Genomic DNA, 14,369 nt, shown 5'->3' on the forward strand with positions numbered 1-14,369 from the left:
CCGTTAGGGGCGGGCAGGAGGTGGACGGTGTCGATTTCCAATGAGTTGCGGGACGTCAGCATCCGTTACGAGTGCCGTAACTGCCACTCGCCGATCCATCAAAACCGGTTCATGGTTCAAGGCGGTAAGCATCTTCAGGTACGATGACTGCAAGACCAAATTGCGCCTTGGCTACTCGGCTAAGCTGGCCCTTTCCAAAGGCACTGCCAGTCGGCGTAGGTCGGGAGCTCTCGCCGACATTTTGGACAATGGTCGCGGCGGCATCGACGTTGATGACCTGATCGCACTGTCCTTTGTCACGTCGGATGAGCGTTAAGGAAAATACGAAATGGGACCGGAGGCGTCAGCGATAATGATTTTGCTTTCGTGCAGTCCGGGGTGGGCTTGTCGGCCGCTCGAAATCGCGCCTCAAATCTACTCCGCCGATGAATGCAGAGCGGCCTTGGCGGATCGTTTGGCTAAGTCCCCTGTCGGCGAAGTTATTGGCCGATGCAGGGAGGTTGACGCCACGGTTACCGATTCGCCGCCGCCTGGATATTCCGCCCTAACAGTCACCCGAGGCACAAAAACTACGAACTATCTTGTTCCCCATAAGGTGGACTAATCGATTTCGCCGGTGGGAGGCCTTCGGTCGCCAGAAAGCGGATCAGCTTTGCCGTCGAAAGGCCGAGCCGTTCAAGACCGGTTCGGAATGCTTCAAAGCCCGAGATGACCCCGCAAGCTGGGCACCTGATCCAGCACCTGGTTGGTCAGATCAGGGCCGGCGGCAACCTCGGCCTGCTTGATCAAGGTCTCGCCGGCCTGACGGATCTGCGCCATGTCGAGGCCGGACGCCTTGAGCGCGGCGATGCCGTTGATCAGCGCGCCGGCCTTTTCGCCCAGAACGCCGCCCAGCGCGCCCTGCAGCGACGACAGAAGTCCGCCGCCCGAATTGGCCGTCGCGCCGGCGGCCATCACGTCATATTTCTGGGCCAACTCACCGGCGCCGGGGATCTGGTCGAAGAAGGACGAAATGCTGGTGCCTTCAGCCTCATGCTCGAGCACGGAAAAAATGGTGCCGACAACCTTCTCGGTGGTCGGCTCGTCGAGGCCGGCCTTCGAGGAAACGGTGTTGATGATATCCTGGATGTTCATGGCATTCCCCTTTTCGTCATTCGTTTCGGTAGGGCGCTCAGGCAACTTCACGTCCTAATGTGACAGCACCATCAAGCCTTTCGGAAATGACCAAAATGTGATGAATCGCGCTGGCTTGTCGGCGCGACGGCGGGTTGGCTCCACCAGGGTTCCGCCCAGATGGGTCGTCACCGGGGCGTGACTGGACCATGCGATACTCGACCCTATCTTGCGGTCCACCGCCAACCGTCGAGGAAAATCATGACCAGCCCCGTTGCCAAGCCCGTCGTCACGCAGCCTGTCATCACGCAGGCGATGATCGATGCCTATGACGAATACACGCATCTGACGCTCGACCGCCGCCGCTTCATGGAGCAGTTGACCAAGCTGGCGGGCTCGGGTGCCGCGGCGGCGGCGATCGCGCCGATGCTGGCGGCCAATTCCGCTCAAGCGGCGATCGTCGCCGAAGACGACAGCCGCGTTAAGGGAGGGGACATCACCTATCCCGGCTCAAGCGGCGAGATGAAGGGCTATCTGGTCAAGCCCGCGAACCAGTCAGGCAAGCTCGGCTGCGTCATCGTCATCCACGAGAACAGGGGGCTGAACCCGCATATCCGCGATGTCACCCGGCGCGTGGCGCTGGAGGGGTTCATCGCGTTGGCGCCGGACTTCCTGTCGCCGCTTGGCGGAACGCCCTCCGACGAGGACAAGGCGCGCGACATGTTCACCAAGCTCGACGTGGCCAGAGTCGCCGCCGACGGCGTGGCGACGATCGCCTATCTCAAGGGCCTCAAGGACGGCAACGGCAAGGTCGGCGCGGTCGGCTTCTGCTGGGGCGGCGGCGCGGTGAACCAACTCGCCGTCCATGCGCCCGACCTCAGCGCCGGCGTCGCCTATTACGGCATGCAGCCCAAGGCCGAGGACGCTCAAAAGATCAAGGCGCCGCTGCTGCTCCACTATGCCGGGTTGGACGAACGCACCAACGCCGGCATCGACACCTACAAGAAGGCGCTCGACGCCGCCCATGTCGAATACAAGGTCTATGTCTATGAGGGTGCCAACCACGCCTTCAACAACGACACCTCGGCCGCGCGCTATGACAAGAAAGCCGCCGATCTCGCCTGGGGCCGGACGGTGGCGTTTCTCAAAGAGAAGCTCGCCTAGTCGAACAATTCATGTATTTGCCACCGGCTTATGCATGGCCACCCCGGCGATCACCAGCGCAATGCCAAAGCAATCGGTGAGGCTTGGCACCTGGCGCAGCACGATGACGCCGATCAGCGTTGCGGTGAGCGGCAGGAGCGAGAGCATCAATGCGAAGCTCGCGCGCGGCAACCTCGCCATGGCGAGCTGGTCGCAGATGTAGGGGATGACCGAAGAGCAGATGCCGACGCCGATCGCGGCGCCGAGCAGCTGCGGCGACGCGAAGGCGGGCAGCGCCTCGCGAAAGCCAATGGGCAACACGGCGAGGAAAGCGACCGCCATAGCGGCGCCGAGGCCGGCGATGCCGATGCCTGCTTGGGCGACGCGGTGACCGATCACGATGTAGCCGACGAAGAGGGCGCCGTTCAAAAAGGCCCAGGACAAGCCGACCGGATCGCTGGACCATTTCACGTCGATGAGAAGCAAGGTGCCGACCACGGCAACAGCGAGCGCGGCAAAGTTGCGCCGGCTGCGCAGGCCGACCAGCGCGACCGCGATCGTGCCGACGAATTCGATCGCCGCAACCAGCGAGATCGGCAGCCGGTCGAGCGCCAGATAGAACGAGCAATTCATCCCCGCCAGGCAGATGCCGAATGCGAGCAGCAGAAGTCGTTGAGCGCGATCGGCGCCGGCGAAAACGCGCCAGGGCCTGGTCAATGGGGCGAAGATGAGAGCGGCGGTGGCGATGCGCAGCCAGGCCATGCCGAGCACGCCGACCTGAGCGAAAAGCAGCACGGCGAAGGCCGGCCCGAGATAATGGAACACGGCGCTGACGCAGAACCAGACATGCGGCGGCAACGCGTTGGCCATTCCAGCAAGCATGGTGGGGCCGGCGAGAGCGGGGTGCGCATCGGCGGCGGTCCGGTTTGCAGCTGGAATTTGCGTTTGCGTTTTCATGCGAGCATTATCGCAGGCGAAACTCGCGGATTACATGTGTGATGAATGGCTTGATTGACGCCTTTGCTTTCTGATGGAAGAGGTTTGGCTTGAAAAACCTTCGAAGTGAAAATGCCGATCTGGATTCGATCGATCTGAAGCTCCTGCGGTTCCTGGAAAAGGATGCGCGCATCAGCACGGCGGAACTGGCGCGCGCGGTCGGGCTGTCGGCGCCGAGCGTGGCGGAGCGCATCCGCAAGCTGCAGGATAACGGCGTGATCGAAGCCTATACGGTCAGGATCAATCCGGCTGCCCTCGGCATGAGGCTGTCGGCATGGCTCAGAATCCGGCCGGTGCCGGGACAGCTTTCTGTGGTGGCGGACATCATCCGCGAGCTGCCGGAAATCGCGCAATGCGACCGGGTAACCGGCGAGGACTGCTTCATCGCGCTCGCCCATGTCGGCTCGGTGAGCGAGCTCGAGCGGGTGATCGACCGGATCATTCCCTATGCGATGACCAACACCGCCATCATCCAGTCGTCACCGGTCGAGCCACGCTCGCCGCTGTGCGGGTTCAAGCAGCCATGATTCGGCGGTTGTGACTCGGCAGCTATGGCTGGTCAGGGAGGATGAGGCAGCGACGATGGATCAAGCGTGGCCGCGCTTCATGCGCGCCTGCTTCAGAATCATGCGCCAGCGGATCATGTCGAACGGGATGGGTTCGTTGTTGTTGGCGATGTGGAAGATCTCATTGTTGACGTTCTTCAGCGATCGCCAGAAATCATAGTCGGTGATGCGTGGATCGGCCGCCAACCGTTCCACTTCGACCTTGATGTCGGTTTTCATGCACTGTCCTCGCACCGCATTCCGCCAGCCGCCCCCGCGCAAACCCGGTACGGCGGTTTTCGAACGCGCCAGTGAGTCGTTCAACGGACTCAACCGACTTGTTCACGTTAAAACCTTGGTAAGGTTAACGCGGGCGTGCGGGTTTTCAAGCGCCCTTGCGCTTGATGCCGATCGAGCGGCCGGCGCGCTCCGGCATCGGCAGTCCGGCATGGGCGGTGCGCATGGCCTCGACCTGGGCCATCACGTCGGCGGGGAAGGGAGCGACCTTCGGTCCTTCCATGTCGACATGCAGCGATAGCGATTCGGACGTCGCCGCCAGCCAGCCGTCGACGTGGCGGATTTCCTGATAGGCACGCAGCCGCTTCTCGTCATGATCGATCAGCTGGAACGAGACGTTGACCTTGTGGTCGAGGTGCAACTCCTGCATGTAGCAGACGTGAACTTCGGCCGTGTAGATGGTGAGGCGTCGCTCCTTGGCGTAGTTCGGCCCCATGCCCATCAGCTCGAACGCCTGGTCCGAGCAGCGGTCGAACAGCACGTTGTAGTAGGCCATGTTGAGATGGCCGTTATAGTCGATCCATTCCTTCTCGATCGCCATTGGGCTGGAAATGATCGGTGCGGGGATCGTCATTTTGGTTTCCTCGATGGTCGCTGCACAGGGCGGACGGACGGCTACGGTGAAGTCGCCGAGCTAATCGCTTGGCTTTTCCTAGGATTGCTTTAGGCATCATTCATAGCTGCACTACAAGCGCGGCCGCTGGTCCATTCGCGGAGGAAATCATGGCTTTGAGCGACCTCAACCCCGTCGAACGCAATGAGGAAGGCATCGCCGCGGTACTCGGCATCCTCAAGCAGCGCTTCGGCGAGCGCTTCCAGACCGGCGAGGCGATACGCGGCCAGCACGCGCACACCACCACCTATATTCCGACCCAGGCGCCGGACGGCGTCGCGTTCGTCGAGAGGAGCGCGGACGTGCAGGAGATCGTGCGCACCTGCGCCGCCCACCGCGTGCCGGTGATCGCCTTCGGCGTCGGCTCGTCGCTCGAGGGCCACACCAATGCGCCGGGCGGCGGCATTTCCATCGACACGTCGCGCATGAACCGGATCCTCGCCGTCAACCCGCAGGACCTTGACTGCACGGTCGAGCCCGGCGTGACGCGCGAGGACCTCAACCGGCACCTGCGCGACACCGGTCTGTTCTTCCCGATCGATCCTGGCGCCAATGCGTCGCTGGGCGGCATGGCGGCGACCAGGGCGTCCGGCACGAACGCGGTGCGCTACGGCACGATGCGCGAAAACGTGCTGTCGCTGACCGCCGTCATGGCCGACGGCGAGACGGTGACGACAGGCAAGCGGGCGAAGAAAAGCTCGGCCGGCTACGACCTGACGCGGCTTCTGGTCGGGTCGGAAGGCACGCTTGGCGTCATCACGTCGCTGACGCTGAGGCTGCAGGGCATTCCGCAGGCGATCTCCGGCGGCGTCTGCCCGTTTCCGAGCCTGGAGGCAGCCTGCAACACGGTGATCGCGACCATCCAGATGGGCATCCCGGTGGCGCGCATCGAACTGGTGAACGCGCTGCAGATGCGGGCGATGAAGAACTATTCCAAGCTCGACTATCCGGAGAGCCCGTGCCTGTTCGTCGAGTTCCATGGCAGCGACGCCGGCGTCACCGAGCAGGCCGAAACGTTCGGCATGATCGCCGAGGAGCAGGGTGGCGGGCCGTTCCTATGGACCAGCGTCGCGGAAGAGCGGACAAAGCTCTGGAAGGCGCGGCACGACGCCTACTGGTCGTCACTGACGCTGCGCCCCGGCGCCAAGGGGCTGTCGACCGACGTCTGCGTGCCGATCTCGCGGCTTGCCGAATGCGTCACGGAGACCGAAGCCGACATTGCCGAGATGGGGCTTGTCGCGCCGATCGTCGGCCACGCCGGCGACGGCAATTTCCACGTGCTGGTGCTGATGGATGTCGACAATCCTGGAGAGATCGCGCTCGCGGAGAAATTCGTCGCCCGGCTCAACATGCGCGCGATCGCCATGGAAGGCACCTGCACCGGCGAGCACGGCATCGGCCAGGGCAAGGTCGGCTTCCTGCGCCACGAGCTCGGCCATGGCGTCGATGTCATGCGCACGATCAAGCAGGCGCTCGATCCGCTGAACATCATGAACCCGGGCAAGATCCTGCCGGCGGCGGGCTGATCCGCCGGCCGGCGGCTATCCTCCCACCCCTTCGGCCAGCTTCTGCAGCATCGGCCGCGTCGGCGCGAAGAAGGTCGTGCCGGTATGCGGGGTCGAGAAATCGAGCAGCCGGTCATAGGCGCCGGGGGGCTCGCCGACATACATGCGCTGCAGCATCTTCTCGATCACCCACAGATAGCGCGTATAGCCGATGAAATAGGTGCCGAACTCGTTCTGCCCCGGACGGCCGAACGGCATGTTGTCGCGCAGGATGTCGTATTCGTTGCCGGCATCGTCCTCGATGGTGGCCAGCGATTTGTGAGACTTTCGCGGCTTGTCGTCGTCATCGATCTCGATGTTGTCGATCTTGGTGCGGCCGATGATCTCTTCCTGGACATGCGTCGGCGTCTCTTTCCAGGCTGCCATGTTGTGCAGGTATTTCTGCACGACGACATAGCTGCCGCCGGCAAAGTCGCCGTCCTCGTCGCCGATCAAAGCAGAGGCGGGCAGGTCGAGGCCGGTCGGATTTGCGGTGCCGTCGACAAAGCCCAGGAGGTCGCGCGCGTCGAAATAGCGGAAGCCGGACACCTCGTCGGCGACGGTCACGCTGCCGGCCAGGCGATCCAACAGGATGCGCTCGAGCTCGAAGCACATGTCGGGCCGCTCGGCGCGGATGTGGAAGAGCAGATCGCCCGGCGTCGAGGGCGCCGAATGCGCCGAGCCCTCGATCGGCGCGAAGGGTTTCAGCTCGCGCGGCCGGCGGCCGGGCGACAGACGGTTCCAGAGCGCGGCGCCGATGCCGGCGATGCAGGACAGGCGGCCCGACAAGTCGCGGAAGCCGACATTCTTGACGAGATCGTCGAGCTCGCCCAGCACCGAAGCGACATTCGAAAGCGCGGCCTCGTCGCTGCCGACGGTCACAACAAGGAAAATCGCAGCCGTCGAGAGCGGGGCGTCAACGCTCTGCGCGTCGATCGGCACTCTGTCCCAGTTCTTGCCTGACATCGGGAACGCTCCGTATTGGGTTCGGATTTTGGGTGGTCACGAACGTGACCGGAAGGGCAGGGGATTTGCAAAAGAGATATCGCGAGCGCGAGCCTTCGCGCAACTGGAGACGTTGGCCGTTGCCGCGCGTTGAATTGCCTCTTTATCGACACGCGGATGCGGGTAGAGTGCGGCTGACTTTCAACCCGGGAAACAGATGCTCGCCCGCCTGTTCGTGATCTTCGGTGGCCTGTTCGTGCTGGTGCTGTGCGCGGCGCTGGTGGTGCCGTATTTCATCGACTGGACGGGTTACCGGGGCGATTTCGAGCGGGAGGCGAGCGCCGTCCTCGGCCGCAAGGTGACTGTGAAGGGCGACGCGACAGCGCGGCTGTTGCCGTTTCCGTCGGTGACCTTCTCGAATGTCGAGGTCGCGGGCGGGCCGGAAGGCCAGCCGGCGATGACGGTCGAGACCTTCTCCATGGATGCGGAGCTCGCGCCGTTCCTGCGCGGCGAGGTGCTGATCTTCGACATGCGGCTGGTGCACCCGAAAGCCGTCATCAATATCGCCGGTGACGGCACCGTCGACTGGACGCTCCGGCCCTCGGCTCCCTTCGATCCGGGCCAGATCGCGATCGAGAAGCTGTCGGTGAGCGAAGGGCAAATCGAACTGCGCCATGCCGCCGGCGGGCGCAGCCACCTGATCTCGGAGATCAACTCGACGATTTCGGCCAAGGCGCTCACCGGCCCGTGGCGGATGGACGGAACGCTGCGCTTCGACGGCCTGCGGGCCGACGTCTCGGCTTCCACCGGCAAGGTGGAGCCGGACGGCCAGATGCGGCTCCGGCTGAAAGCGGATCCCGATGCCTATCCGCTGATCATCGAAGCAGACGGCAATGCCGGCATCGTCAAGGGCGCCGCGGTCTATTCCGGCCAGTTCAAGATTTCGGGTGACGACAGGAATTCGGCCGAGCTGCGCGGCAACGAGGGCGAGCCGGTCAAGGTCAGCACCGGCAAACCCGACCCGGGCTTCCGGCTGAACGGCAAGTTCGCGCTCGACCACCAGAAGCTCGATGTCGATGAGTTCCGCTTCGAGACCGGGCCGCTCGACAATCCCTATACCGCCGACGGCAAGGCATCGGTCGATCTCGGCCTGAAGCCCCATTTCTCGGTCGAGGCCAGCGGGGCGCAGGTGCAGTTCGACGAGGCCGTCGGCGGGGCCACCGGCGCCGGCTTCACGCTCGACCAGCGCATTGCGGCGTTCGAGCGGACGCTGCAGCACATGCCGAAGCCGACCATACCGGGCAAGGTCGAGGTCAGGCTGCCGGCTGTGGTGGCGGGCGACACGACGGTGCGCGACGTGCGGCTGTCGGCCGAGCCGGCCGAAGGGGGCTGGTCGGTCAAGTCGCTTGCCGCGACGCTACCGGGCCGCACAACGCTCGAAGCCGACGGCATGTTGAGCGTCGAAGATCATTTCGGCTTCACCGGCTCGTTGCTGCTGGCCGTCGGACAGCCTTCCGGCTTTGCCGCCTGGCTGTCGAAGGATGTCGACGAGGCGATCCGCCGGCTGCCGGCGGCAGGCTTCAAGGCCAAGGTCGATCTCAGCGAGAACCGGCAGTCGTTCAGCGATCTCGAACTCATCCTCGGCAAGGCGAAATTTTCGGGCAGCATCGATTCCAGCCAGCCGGACGGCGCCAGGCCATCGGTGCTGATGCGGCTGACGGGCGGCGAGATGGATCTGGACGGGCTCGCGGCCTTCGCCTCGATCTTCATCAGCGACAAGGGCGCCAACCGCTTTTCGGATCGCGATCTCGATTTCCAGATCAAGGCGGGTCCGGTCAGCGCCGGCGGGTTCAGCGCCGATAGTGTCGACACGGCGCTGCGGCTGCGCGAGGGCCTGCTCGAGATCGACCGGCTCTCGATCGGCGGCCTGGCCGGCGCCTCGATCAGCGCCACGGGCCGGATCAAGGATTTCCCGCAGAGCCCGACCGGCAAGCTCAACGCTTCCGTGGTGGCGGTGGATCTCAAGCCGCTGATCGACGTCGCGGCCCAGCATTATCCCGACAATCCCATGCTCAAAGGCCTGGCCAGCCGTGCGGCGGCCTATCCCGAACTGTTCCAGGACGCGCGCATCGATCTCTTGACCAGCGCCGCCGACAATGGCGACGGCACCACGGGCCTGGCGCTCTCGGCCCAAGGCAAGGCCGGCGGTTCGGCCTTTTCGGCTTCGCTTTCCGGCAAGGGAACCGCGGACAAGCTCTCCGAGGCGCCGGTATCGATCACCTTCAACGCCCGCAACGACAATGCCGCCACGCTGCTTGCGCTTTACGGCCTGCCGGCGCTGCCGCTCGGGATGCTCGGCCATGCCAACACCGAGGTCTCGGCGAAGGGCTCGGTCGCCGGCGGTCTCGCGACCAGCTTCAACCTGACGGCCGACGACTTCAGGGCAAGCTTCGACGGAACCGTCGCCGAGACGGCGCAAGGCCCCACTGCAAAAGGCAAGGTCAATCTTAGTGCCGCCGATATCGAGCCGTGGCTGATGACGACGGGGGTAGGCTTGCCCGGCATGGGAACGGGAACATCGACGTCGCTGGCGGCCGATGCCGATTTCGGCAATGGGCTGCTGGTGCTGAGCGGCCTCACCGGTTCGATCAACAAGGCGGCGGTGTCCGGCGACGTCAACATCGACGCCAAGGACGGGCTGCCGCATCTTGCGGGAGCGCTGGCGCTCGACGAACTCGACCTCGATCCGCTGGCGGTCTCGCTGTTCGGCGACCAGTCCTTCGCGCCCGCCAAGGGCGGCTGGCCGACGACGCCGTTCAGCCAGAAGTCGACCTTGCCGCTTAACGCAGACCTCGATCTCAACACATCGGCGCTCGCCGTCGGGTCCTTCGCCACGGCGCATGACGCTTCATTCTCGCTGAAGCTCGATCGCGAAGGCATCCACGTCTCGGACCTCAAGGCGAAGCTTTACGGCGGCGATTTGACCGGCCTGTTCGACCTGAAGAACACGGAGGGCACCGGCCTGTTCTCCGGCCAAATGAGGCTTGCCGGCAGCGATCTTTCCGCAGTCCTGCCAGGCGCCGGCATCGGCGGCAGGGGCGATCTTTCGGCGGCGTTGTCGACCAGCGGCAAATCCGTCGATGCCATGATTGCGGCCCTGTCCGGGTCCGGCACCGCGGCGCTGAAGGGATTGAAGGTGGACGGCATCAATCCGGACGGCTTCGGCGCCATAATCGCCAAGGCCGATGCGATCGGACGCGATATCGACACGGCCAAGACCGCGGAGTTCGCGCCGCAGATCGCAGGCGAAGGCAGCTTCGCCGCTGGTGACACCGATGTGGCCTTCACCATCGCCAATGGGACACTGCGCGTGCCGCCGGTCAGCCTCGATAATCCCGGCGCGACCTTGTCCGCCGACGTGACCGCCGATCTCAACACAAGCACCGTCACGGCAAAGGGGACGCTGACCTATCGTCCCGGCGAGGAGGCACTGGTCGGTTCCGAGCCGGCCGTCAATTTCAGCCTGGCCGGCCCGCTTGGGGCGACCGCGCCCCAATTCGACAGCGGCCCTCTAGCACAGTTCCTGACGCAGCGCGCTCTGGAGAAGGAGCAGCAGCGGGTCGAGGCGATGCAGGCGGCGCTGTTGGAGAAGCAGCGCCTGCGGCGCGAGGTACGCTATTACGCGGCGCTGCAAACGGAGCGCGACAGGGCGGCCGAGGAGTTGCGCCGGCAAGAGGAAGAGGCGCGGCAGAAGGCCGAGGCGGAAGCCAAGGCAAAAGCCGAGGCTGAAGCGCAGGCACAAGCGGAGGCCGAGGCAAAAGCCAAGGCGGATGAAGAGGCCAGGGCCAAGGCGGAAGCCGACGCCAGGGCTCAGGCCGAAGCCGACGCCAAGGCGAAGGCCGACGCACAGGCGAAGGCCGAGACCGAGCAGCGGGCCGTGGATGAGGCGGCCAAGGCGCAGGCCGAAGCCGATCGCAAGAAGGCGGAGCAGGAGAAGCTGGAGGCGGAGCGCAAGGCGGCCGAGCCGAAGACCGATCGGTCGCTGCCCGGTGTCAATGACGGTTCGGCGCCGGCGCCGGCAAAGCCGAAGTCCAACCCGTTCACTATCGACAATCTGTTGAAATCGCTCGACGGCGGCTGAGCTTTTCGCAGCGCGCGGAGCGGGGCTAGTTTCCCAGCACCGGGATTTGGCCGGTCGGCTCTGTTTGCGTTGGCAGGTCGCATGCCTTGGAGATTGGCCGAAACGCCCATCGCGGTCGTCATTCCAGGGCGGAGCAGCCGCGAAGCGGCGTCGCGGAGACCCTGGAATCCATGCCGTTACCTTCGCCAAGGCGTGCAACGGAGCAGAATTCCGCACCGTGGCGGCGCTTCGAAGTCACGGAATGGATTCTATGGTCTGCGCTGCGTCGCTTCGCTCCTTGCTCCGCCATAGAATGACGAGGTTGGGGCAGCTTCGACAATCCCCTGCGTTTGCGCAGATTTCACGGAAATGAATGGAAAATCTTGCACCCTATGTCAGGGCACCGGTTGAATATTATCACGCCTAGGACTCTTCCTGGCGCGAGAGCAGGCGCCGCAGCATCGGCTCGATGCGCGAAAGCTCGTCGAGATGCGCGGCCGACAAGTCGGCCAGGCGATCGTCGGCCAAAGGGGTGAGCTGCAGCAGCACGCGCCGGTGATCGCTCTTGTCCTGATCGCGTATGACCAGGCCGGCCTCGGCGAGGCGGTTCACCAGTTCCACCGCGCTGTGGTGGCGAATGCGCAGCCGCTCGGCAAGGTCGCCCACCGCCACCGGTCCGCCGCCTGGAAATCCTTTGATCGCTAGCAGCGCCTGGTGCTGGCGCGGCGTGAGGCCCGCCTCGTTGGCCTGGACCTGGCTGAATTCGAGAAAGCGGCGGATCAGATAACGGAACTGCGACAGCCGCTGGTAGTCGGCCTGGCTGATGGAGGGGCGTTGTTTCGGCGGCGTCATTCCCGACTTATGGTCTTTTCGTGCAAAAGCTCAACTGGCGGTCGCAATCCCCGTCCAAAATGACGCGGCGCAGCGATTGAAAACAGCCTTGCAGATTTATATCGTGTTACGATATGAAGCCACCTAAAATCGGGCGGTCTACGTGCCGTCAGAAAGTTCAGGCTCCCAAAATGAAATCCGCTCGTGCCGGCAACGGCCATCTTCGCGACTTCACGACCGATCCGCGCGTGCTGATTATTGCAGCCATCGCCGTAGTGGTGGCGACCGCCGGGCTTTTTGCCGGCATCGTGCTCCTGCAGCTCATCCGTCTTGCCACCAACATCGCCTATTTCGGCCAGTTCTCGCTGGCCGAACTAAGGCTCGAGGACACGCCGCTCGGGCTCGCCGCGGTGATCGTGCCGGTGATCGGCGCGCTGATCATCGGCCTGATGGCGCGCTTCGGCAGCGAGAAGATCCGCGGCCACGGCATTCCCGAAGCCATCGAGGCAATCCTGCTCGGACGCTCGCGGCTCGACGCCAAGGTCGCGGTGCTGAAGCCGCTATCGTCGGCGATCTCGATCGGCTCGGGCGGACCATTCGGCGCCGAAGGCCCGATCATCATGACCGGCGGCGCCATCGGCTCGCTGATCGCGCAGATGCTGCCGGTCAGCGACAATGAGCGCAAGACGCTGCTGGTGGCGGGTGCAGCGGCCGGCATGACGACGGTGTTCGGCACGCCGATCGCCGCTATCATGCTTGCCGTCGAACTGCTCCTGTTCGAATGGACGCCGCGCAGCTTCATCCCCGTCGCCGTCGCGGCAATCGTCGCGGAAGTCGAGCGCAGCCTGCTTCACCTGCCGAGCCCGATCTTTCCGTTCTCGGGCAGCATGGATTCATCGATCGCCGGGCTGGGCGGCTGGGTGCTGATCGGCATTGCCGCCGGACTTCTTTCAGGACTGCTGACGCAATTGGTCTATGCCTGCGAGGACGCCTTCCTGAAGCTGCCGATACACTGGATGTGGTGGCCGATGATCGGCGGCCTGGTGGTCGGCATCGGCGGACTTATCGAACCGCACGCGCTTGGCGTCGGCTACGACAACATCGCCAACATGCTCGACGGCCGCACCGTCGCCACCGCCGCGCTGCTGCTGCTGGTGGTGAAGGCCGTCATCTGGTCGGTTGCGCTGGGGTCTGGGACCTCGGGAGGCGTGCTGGCGCCACTGCTCATCATGGGCGGCGCGATGGGCGCGGTGCTTTCGGGTATCCTGCCCGAGGCAAGCCCCGGCTTCTGGCCGCTGCTGGCGATGGCGGCGACGATGGGCGGCACCATGCGCGCGCCGCTGACCGCGACCTTCTTTGCCACCGAGCTTACCGGCAACACGCATGTGCTGGTGCCGCTGATTGCCGCTTGCGCCACCGCGCATGCGGTCACCGTGCTGTTGATGAAGCGCTCGATCCTGACCGAGAAAGTGGCGCGGCGCGGGCATCACCTCGTGCGAGAATACCGCGTCGATCCTTTCGCCCTGACCAGGGTCAAGGAAGTGATGACCACCAAGGTCGAGAGCGTGCCGGGAACGATGACGCTACATGGCGCGGCAGCCTTCCTGACCGCTCCGGACACGCGGCATCCGAGCTTCCCGGTCATCGATGAAGCGGGGCATGTGCTCGGCGTCATCGATCCGCCGGCGATCCTGCGCTGGCGCCGTAACGGCAAGCACCGCAAGGCGACGCTGGGCGAATTGCTGGCCGGCAACAAGATCACGCTGGCCTATCCGGACGAATATCTCGAAGCGCTTTCCGACAAGCTTTTGCTCGCCAATGTCTCGCATCTGCCGGTCGTCTCACGCGAGGATGAACGGCTCGTCGGCTATATCGGCTGGAAAGATATGATGCGGGTAAGGTCGAAAAAGCAGGCGGAGGAGCGCGACCGCACGGCATTGCTGAGCTTCGGCGCAAAGCGCAAGACGCAACAAAGCATCAGCGATAGCGCGGTCTAGGACGTGGCGCCGCCGCGTTTTGCCCAGGCCAGCACGTAGAGCCTCAGCGCGGATGACAGGTTCGCGTCGCGGGTCCGAGTCTCGTCGATCTCCGCGACCAAGGCCGCGAGCGACAGCGAGCGCTCGGCGGCGATGGCGATGAGGTCGTCATAGAAGGGCTGTTCCAGGGAAAAGCTGGTGCGGTGACCGCGGATCGTTACCGAACGTTTCTCGACCGCTGCCATT

At 64.4% G+C, this 14,369-nt stretch carries 12 protein-coding genes; 5 read left to right on the top strand and 7 right to left on the bottom strand.

The window, feature by feature from the left end; all coding sequences use genetic code 11:
* Positions 1 to 696 precede the first annotated feature (696 nt).
* Positions 697 to 1,134 (bottom strand): hypothetical protein, encoded by a 438-nt coding sequence (locus LB520_RS00425; protein WP_140839779.1) that lies wholly within the window; start codon positions 1,132 to 1,134, stop codon positions 697 to 699.
* A 240-nt stretch (positions 1,135 to 1,374) separates the two neighbouring features.
* On the opposite strand from LB520_RS00425, the gene LB520_RS00430 reads away from it, so the two are divergent.
* Positions 1,375 to 2,277: a dienelactone hydrolase family protein gene (locus LB520_RS00430; RefSeq protein ID WP_224636020.1), complete on the top strand. Its 903-nt coding sequence runs from the start codon at positions 1,375 to 1,377 to the stop codon at positions 2,275 to 2,277.
* Between the two features lie 9 nt (positions 2,278 to 2,286).
* On the opposite strand, the gene LB520_RS00435 is transcribed toward LB520_RS00430, so the two are convergent.
* Complete coding sequence (locus LB520_RS00435; RefSeq protein WP_411969846.1) at positions 2,287 to 3,213, bottom strand: EamA family transporter; 927 nt, start codon at positions 3,211 to 3,213, stop codon at positions 2,287 to 2,289.
* Between the two features lie 89 nt (positions 3,214 to 3,302).
* Here LB520_RS00435 and LB520_RS00440 point away from each other — a divergent pair, with 89 nt between their 5' ends.
* On the top strand, positions 3,303 to 3,779 hold the full coding sequence (locus LB520_RS00440) for an Lrp/AsnC family transcriptional regulator (protein ID WP_224636021.1): 477 nt from the start codon (positions 3,303 to 3,305) through the stop codon (positions 3,777 to 3,779).
* A gap of 60 nt (positions 3,780 to 3,839) precedes the next feature.
* Here the strand turns inward: LB520_RS00440 and LB520_RS00445 are convergent, their stop codons facing one another.
* Together LB520_RS00445 and LB520_RS00450 are read right to left on the bottom strand one after the other, a co-directional pair.
* Positions 3,840 to 4,037, bottom strand: a complete 198-nt coding sequence (locus LB520_RS00445; RefSeq protein ID WP_140839787.1) for a hypothetical protein — start codon at positions 4,035 to 4,037, stop codon at positions 3,840 to 3,842.
* Between the two features lie 145 nt (positions 4,038 to 4,182).
* Positions 4,183 to 4,668: a thioesterase family protein gene (locus tag LB520_RS00450; RefSeq protein WP_224636022.1), complete on the bottom strand. Its 486-nt coding sequence runs from the start codon at positions 4,666 to 4,668 to the stop codon at positions 4,183 to 4,185.
* A 149-nt stretch (positions 4,669 to 4,817) separates the two neighbouring features.
* Here LB520_RS00450 and LB520_RS00455 point away from each other — a divergent pair, with 149 nt between their 5' ends.
* Entirely contained in the window at positions 4,818 to 6,233 is a 1,416-nt protein-coding gene (locus LB520_RS00455) for an FAD-binding oxidoreductase (RefSeq protein ID WP_224636023.1), read from the top strand.
* Positions 6,234 to 6,248: 15 nt separating this feature from the next.
* Here the strand turns inward: LB520_RS00455 and LB520_RS00460 are convergent, their stop codons facing one another.
* The gene (locus LB520_RS00460; protein WP_224636024.1) at positions 6,249 to 7,217 is read right to left on the bottom strand and encodes a Dyp-type peroxidase; all 969 of its coding nucleotides are present in this window, start codon (positions 7,215 to 7,217) and stop codon (positions 6,249 to 6,251) included.
* Between the two features lie 196 nt (positions 7,218 to 7,413).
* Between LB520_RS00460 and LB520_RS00465 the strand changes: the two genes are divergently transcribed.
* Positions 7,414 to 11,337, top strand: coding sequence for an AsmA-like C-terminal region-containing protein (locus tag LB520_RS00465; RefSeq protein WP_224636025.1), 3,924 nt, complete (start codon positions 7,414 to 7,416; stop codon positions 11,335 to 11,337).
* A gap of 402 nt (positions 11,338 to 11,739) precedes the next feature.
* On the opposite strand, the gene LB520_RS00470 is transcribed toward LB520_RS00465, so the two are convergent.
* Positions 11,740 to 12,168, bottom strand: a complete 429-nt coding sequence (locus LB520_RS00470; protein WP_224636026.1) for a MarR family winged helix-turn-helix transcriptional regulator — start codon at positions 12,166 to 12,168, stop codon at positions 11,740 to 11,742.
* 170 nt (positions 12,169 to 12,338) lie between these two features.
* Here LB520_RS00470 and LB520_RS00475 point away from each other — a divergent pair, with 170 nt between their 5' ends.
* Positions 12,339 to 14,144: a chloride channel protein gene (locus tag LB520_RS00475; RefSeq protein ID WP_224636027.1), complete on the top strand. Its 1,806-nt coding sequence runs from the start codon at positions 12,339 to 12,341 to the stop codon at positions 14,142 to 14,144.
* Here LB520_RS00475 and LB520_RS00480 read toward each other — a convergent pair.
* The gene (locus tag LB520_RS00480; protein WP_112099919.1) at positions 14,141 to 14,368 is read right to left on the bottom strand and encodes a ribbon-helix-helix domain-containing protein; all 228 of its coding nucleotides are present in this window, start codon (positions 14,366 to 14,368) and stop codon (positions 14,141 to 14,143) included. The two genes, LB520_RS00475 and LB520_RS00480, sit on opposite strands and share 4 nt — an antisense overlap.
* Position 14,369 lies beyond the last annotated feature (1 nt).

It is taken from the genome of Mesorhizobium sp. CA12 (genome assembly GCF_020165255.1).
Classification (GTDB): Bacteria; Pseudomonadota; Alphaproteobacteria; order Rhizobiales; family Rhizobiaceae; genus Mesorhizobium.

Excerpts from the sequence above, each read along its gene's own strand:
- LB520_RS00425 (WP_140839779.1), bottom strand. The coding sequence starts at position 1,134 with ATGAACATCCAGGATATCATCAACACCGTTTCCTCGAAGGCCGGCCTC.
- LB520_RS00430 (WP_224636020.1), top strand. The coding sequence starts at position 1,375 with ATGACCAGCCCCGTTGCCAAGCCCGTCGTCACGCAGCCTGTCATCACG.
- LB520_RS00435 (WP_411969846.1), bottom strand. The coding sequence starts at position 3,213 with ATGAAAACGCAAACGCAAATTCCAGCTGCAAACCGGACCGCCGCCGAT.
- LB520_RS00445 (WP_140839787.1), bottom strand. The coding sequence starts at position 4,037 with ATGAAAACCGACATCAAGGTCGAAGTGGAACGGTTGGCGGCCGATCCA.
- LB520_RS00450 (WP_224636022.1), bottom strand. The coding sequence starts at position 4,668 with ATGACGATCCCCGCACCGATCATTTCCAGCCCAATGGCGATCGAGAAG.
- LB520_RS00455 (WP_224636023.1), top strand. The coding sequence starts at position 4,818 with ATGGCTTTGAGCGACCTCAACCCCGTCGAACGCAATGAGGAAGGCATC.
- LB520_RS00460 (WP_224636024.1), bottom strand. The coding sequence starts at position 7,217 with ATGTCAGGCAAGAACTGGGACAGAGTGCCGATCGACGCGCAGAGCGTT.
- LB520_RS00465 (WP_224636025.1), top strand. The coding sequence starts at position 7,414 with ATGCTCGCCCGCCTGTTCGTGATCTTCGGTGGCCTGTTCGTGCTGGTG.
- LB520_RS00470 (WP_224636026.1), bottom strand. The coding sequence starts at position 12,168 with ATGACGCCGCCGAAACAACGCCCCTCCATCAGCCAGGCCGACTACCAG.
- LB520_RS00475 (WP_224636027.1), top strand. The coding sequence starts at position 12,339 with ATGAAATCCGCTCGTGCCGGCAACGGCCATCTTCGCGACTTCACGACC.
- LB520_RS00480 (WP_112099919.1), bottom strand. The coding sequence starts at position 14,368 with ATGGCAGCGGTCGAGAAACGTTCGGTAACGATCCGCGGTCACCGCACC.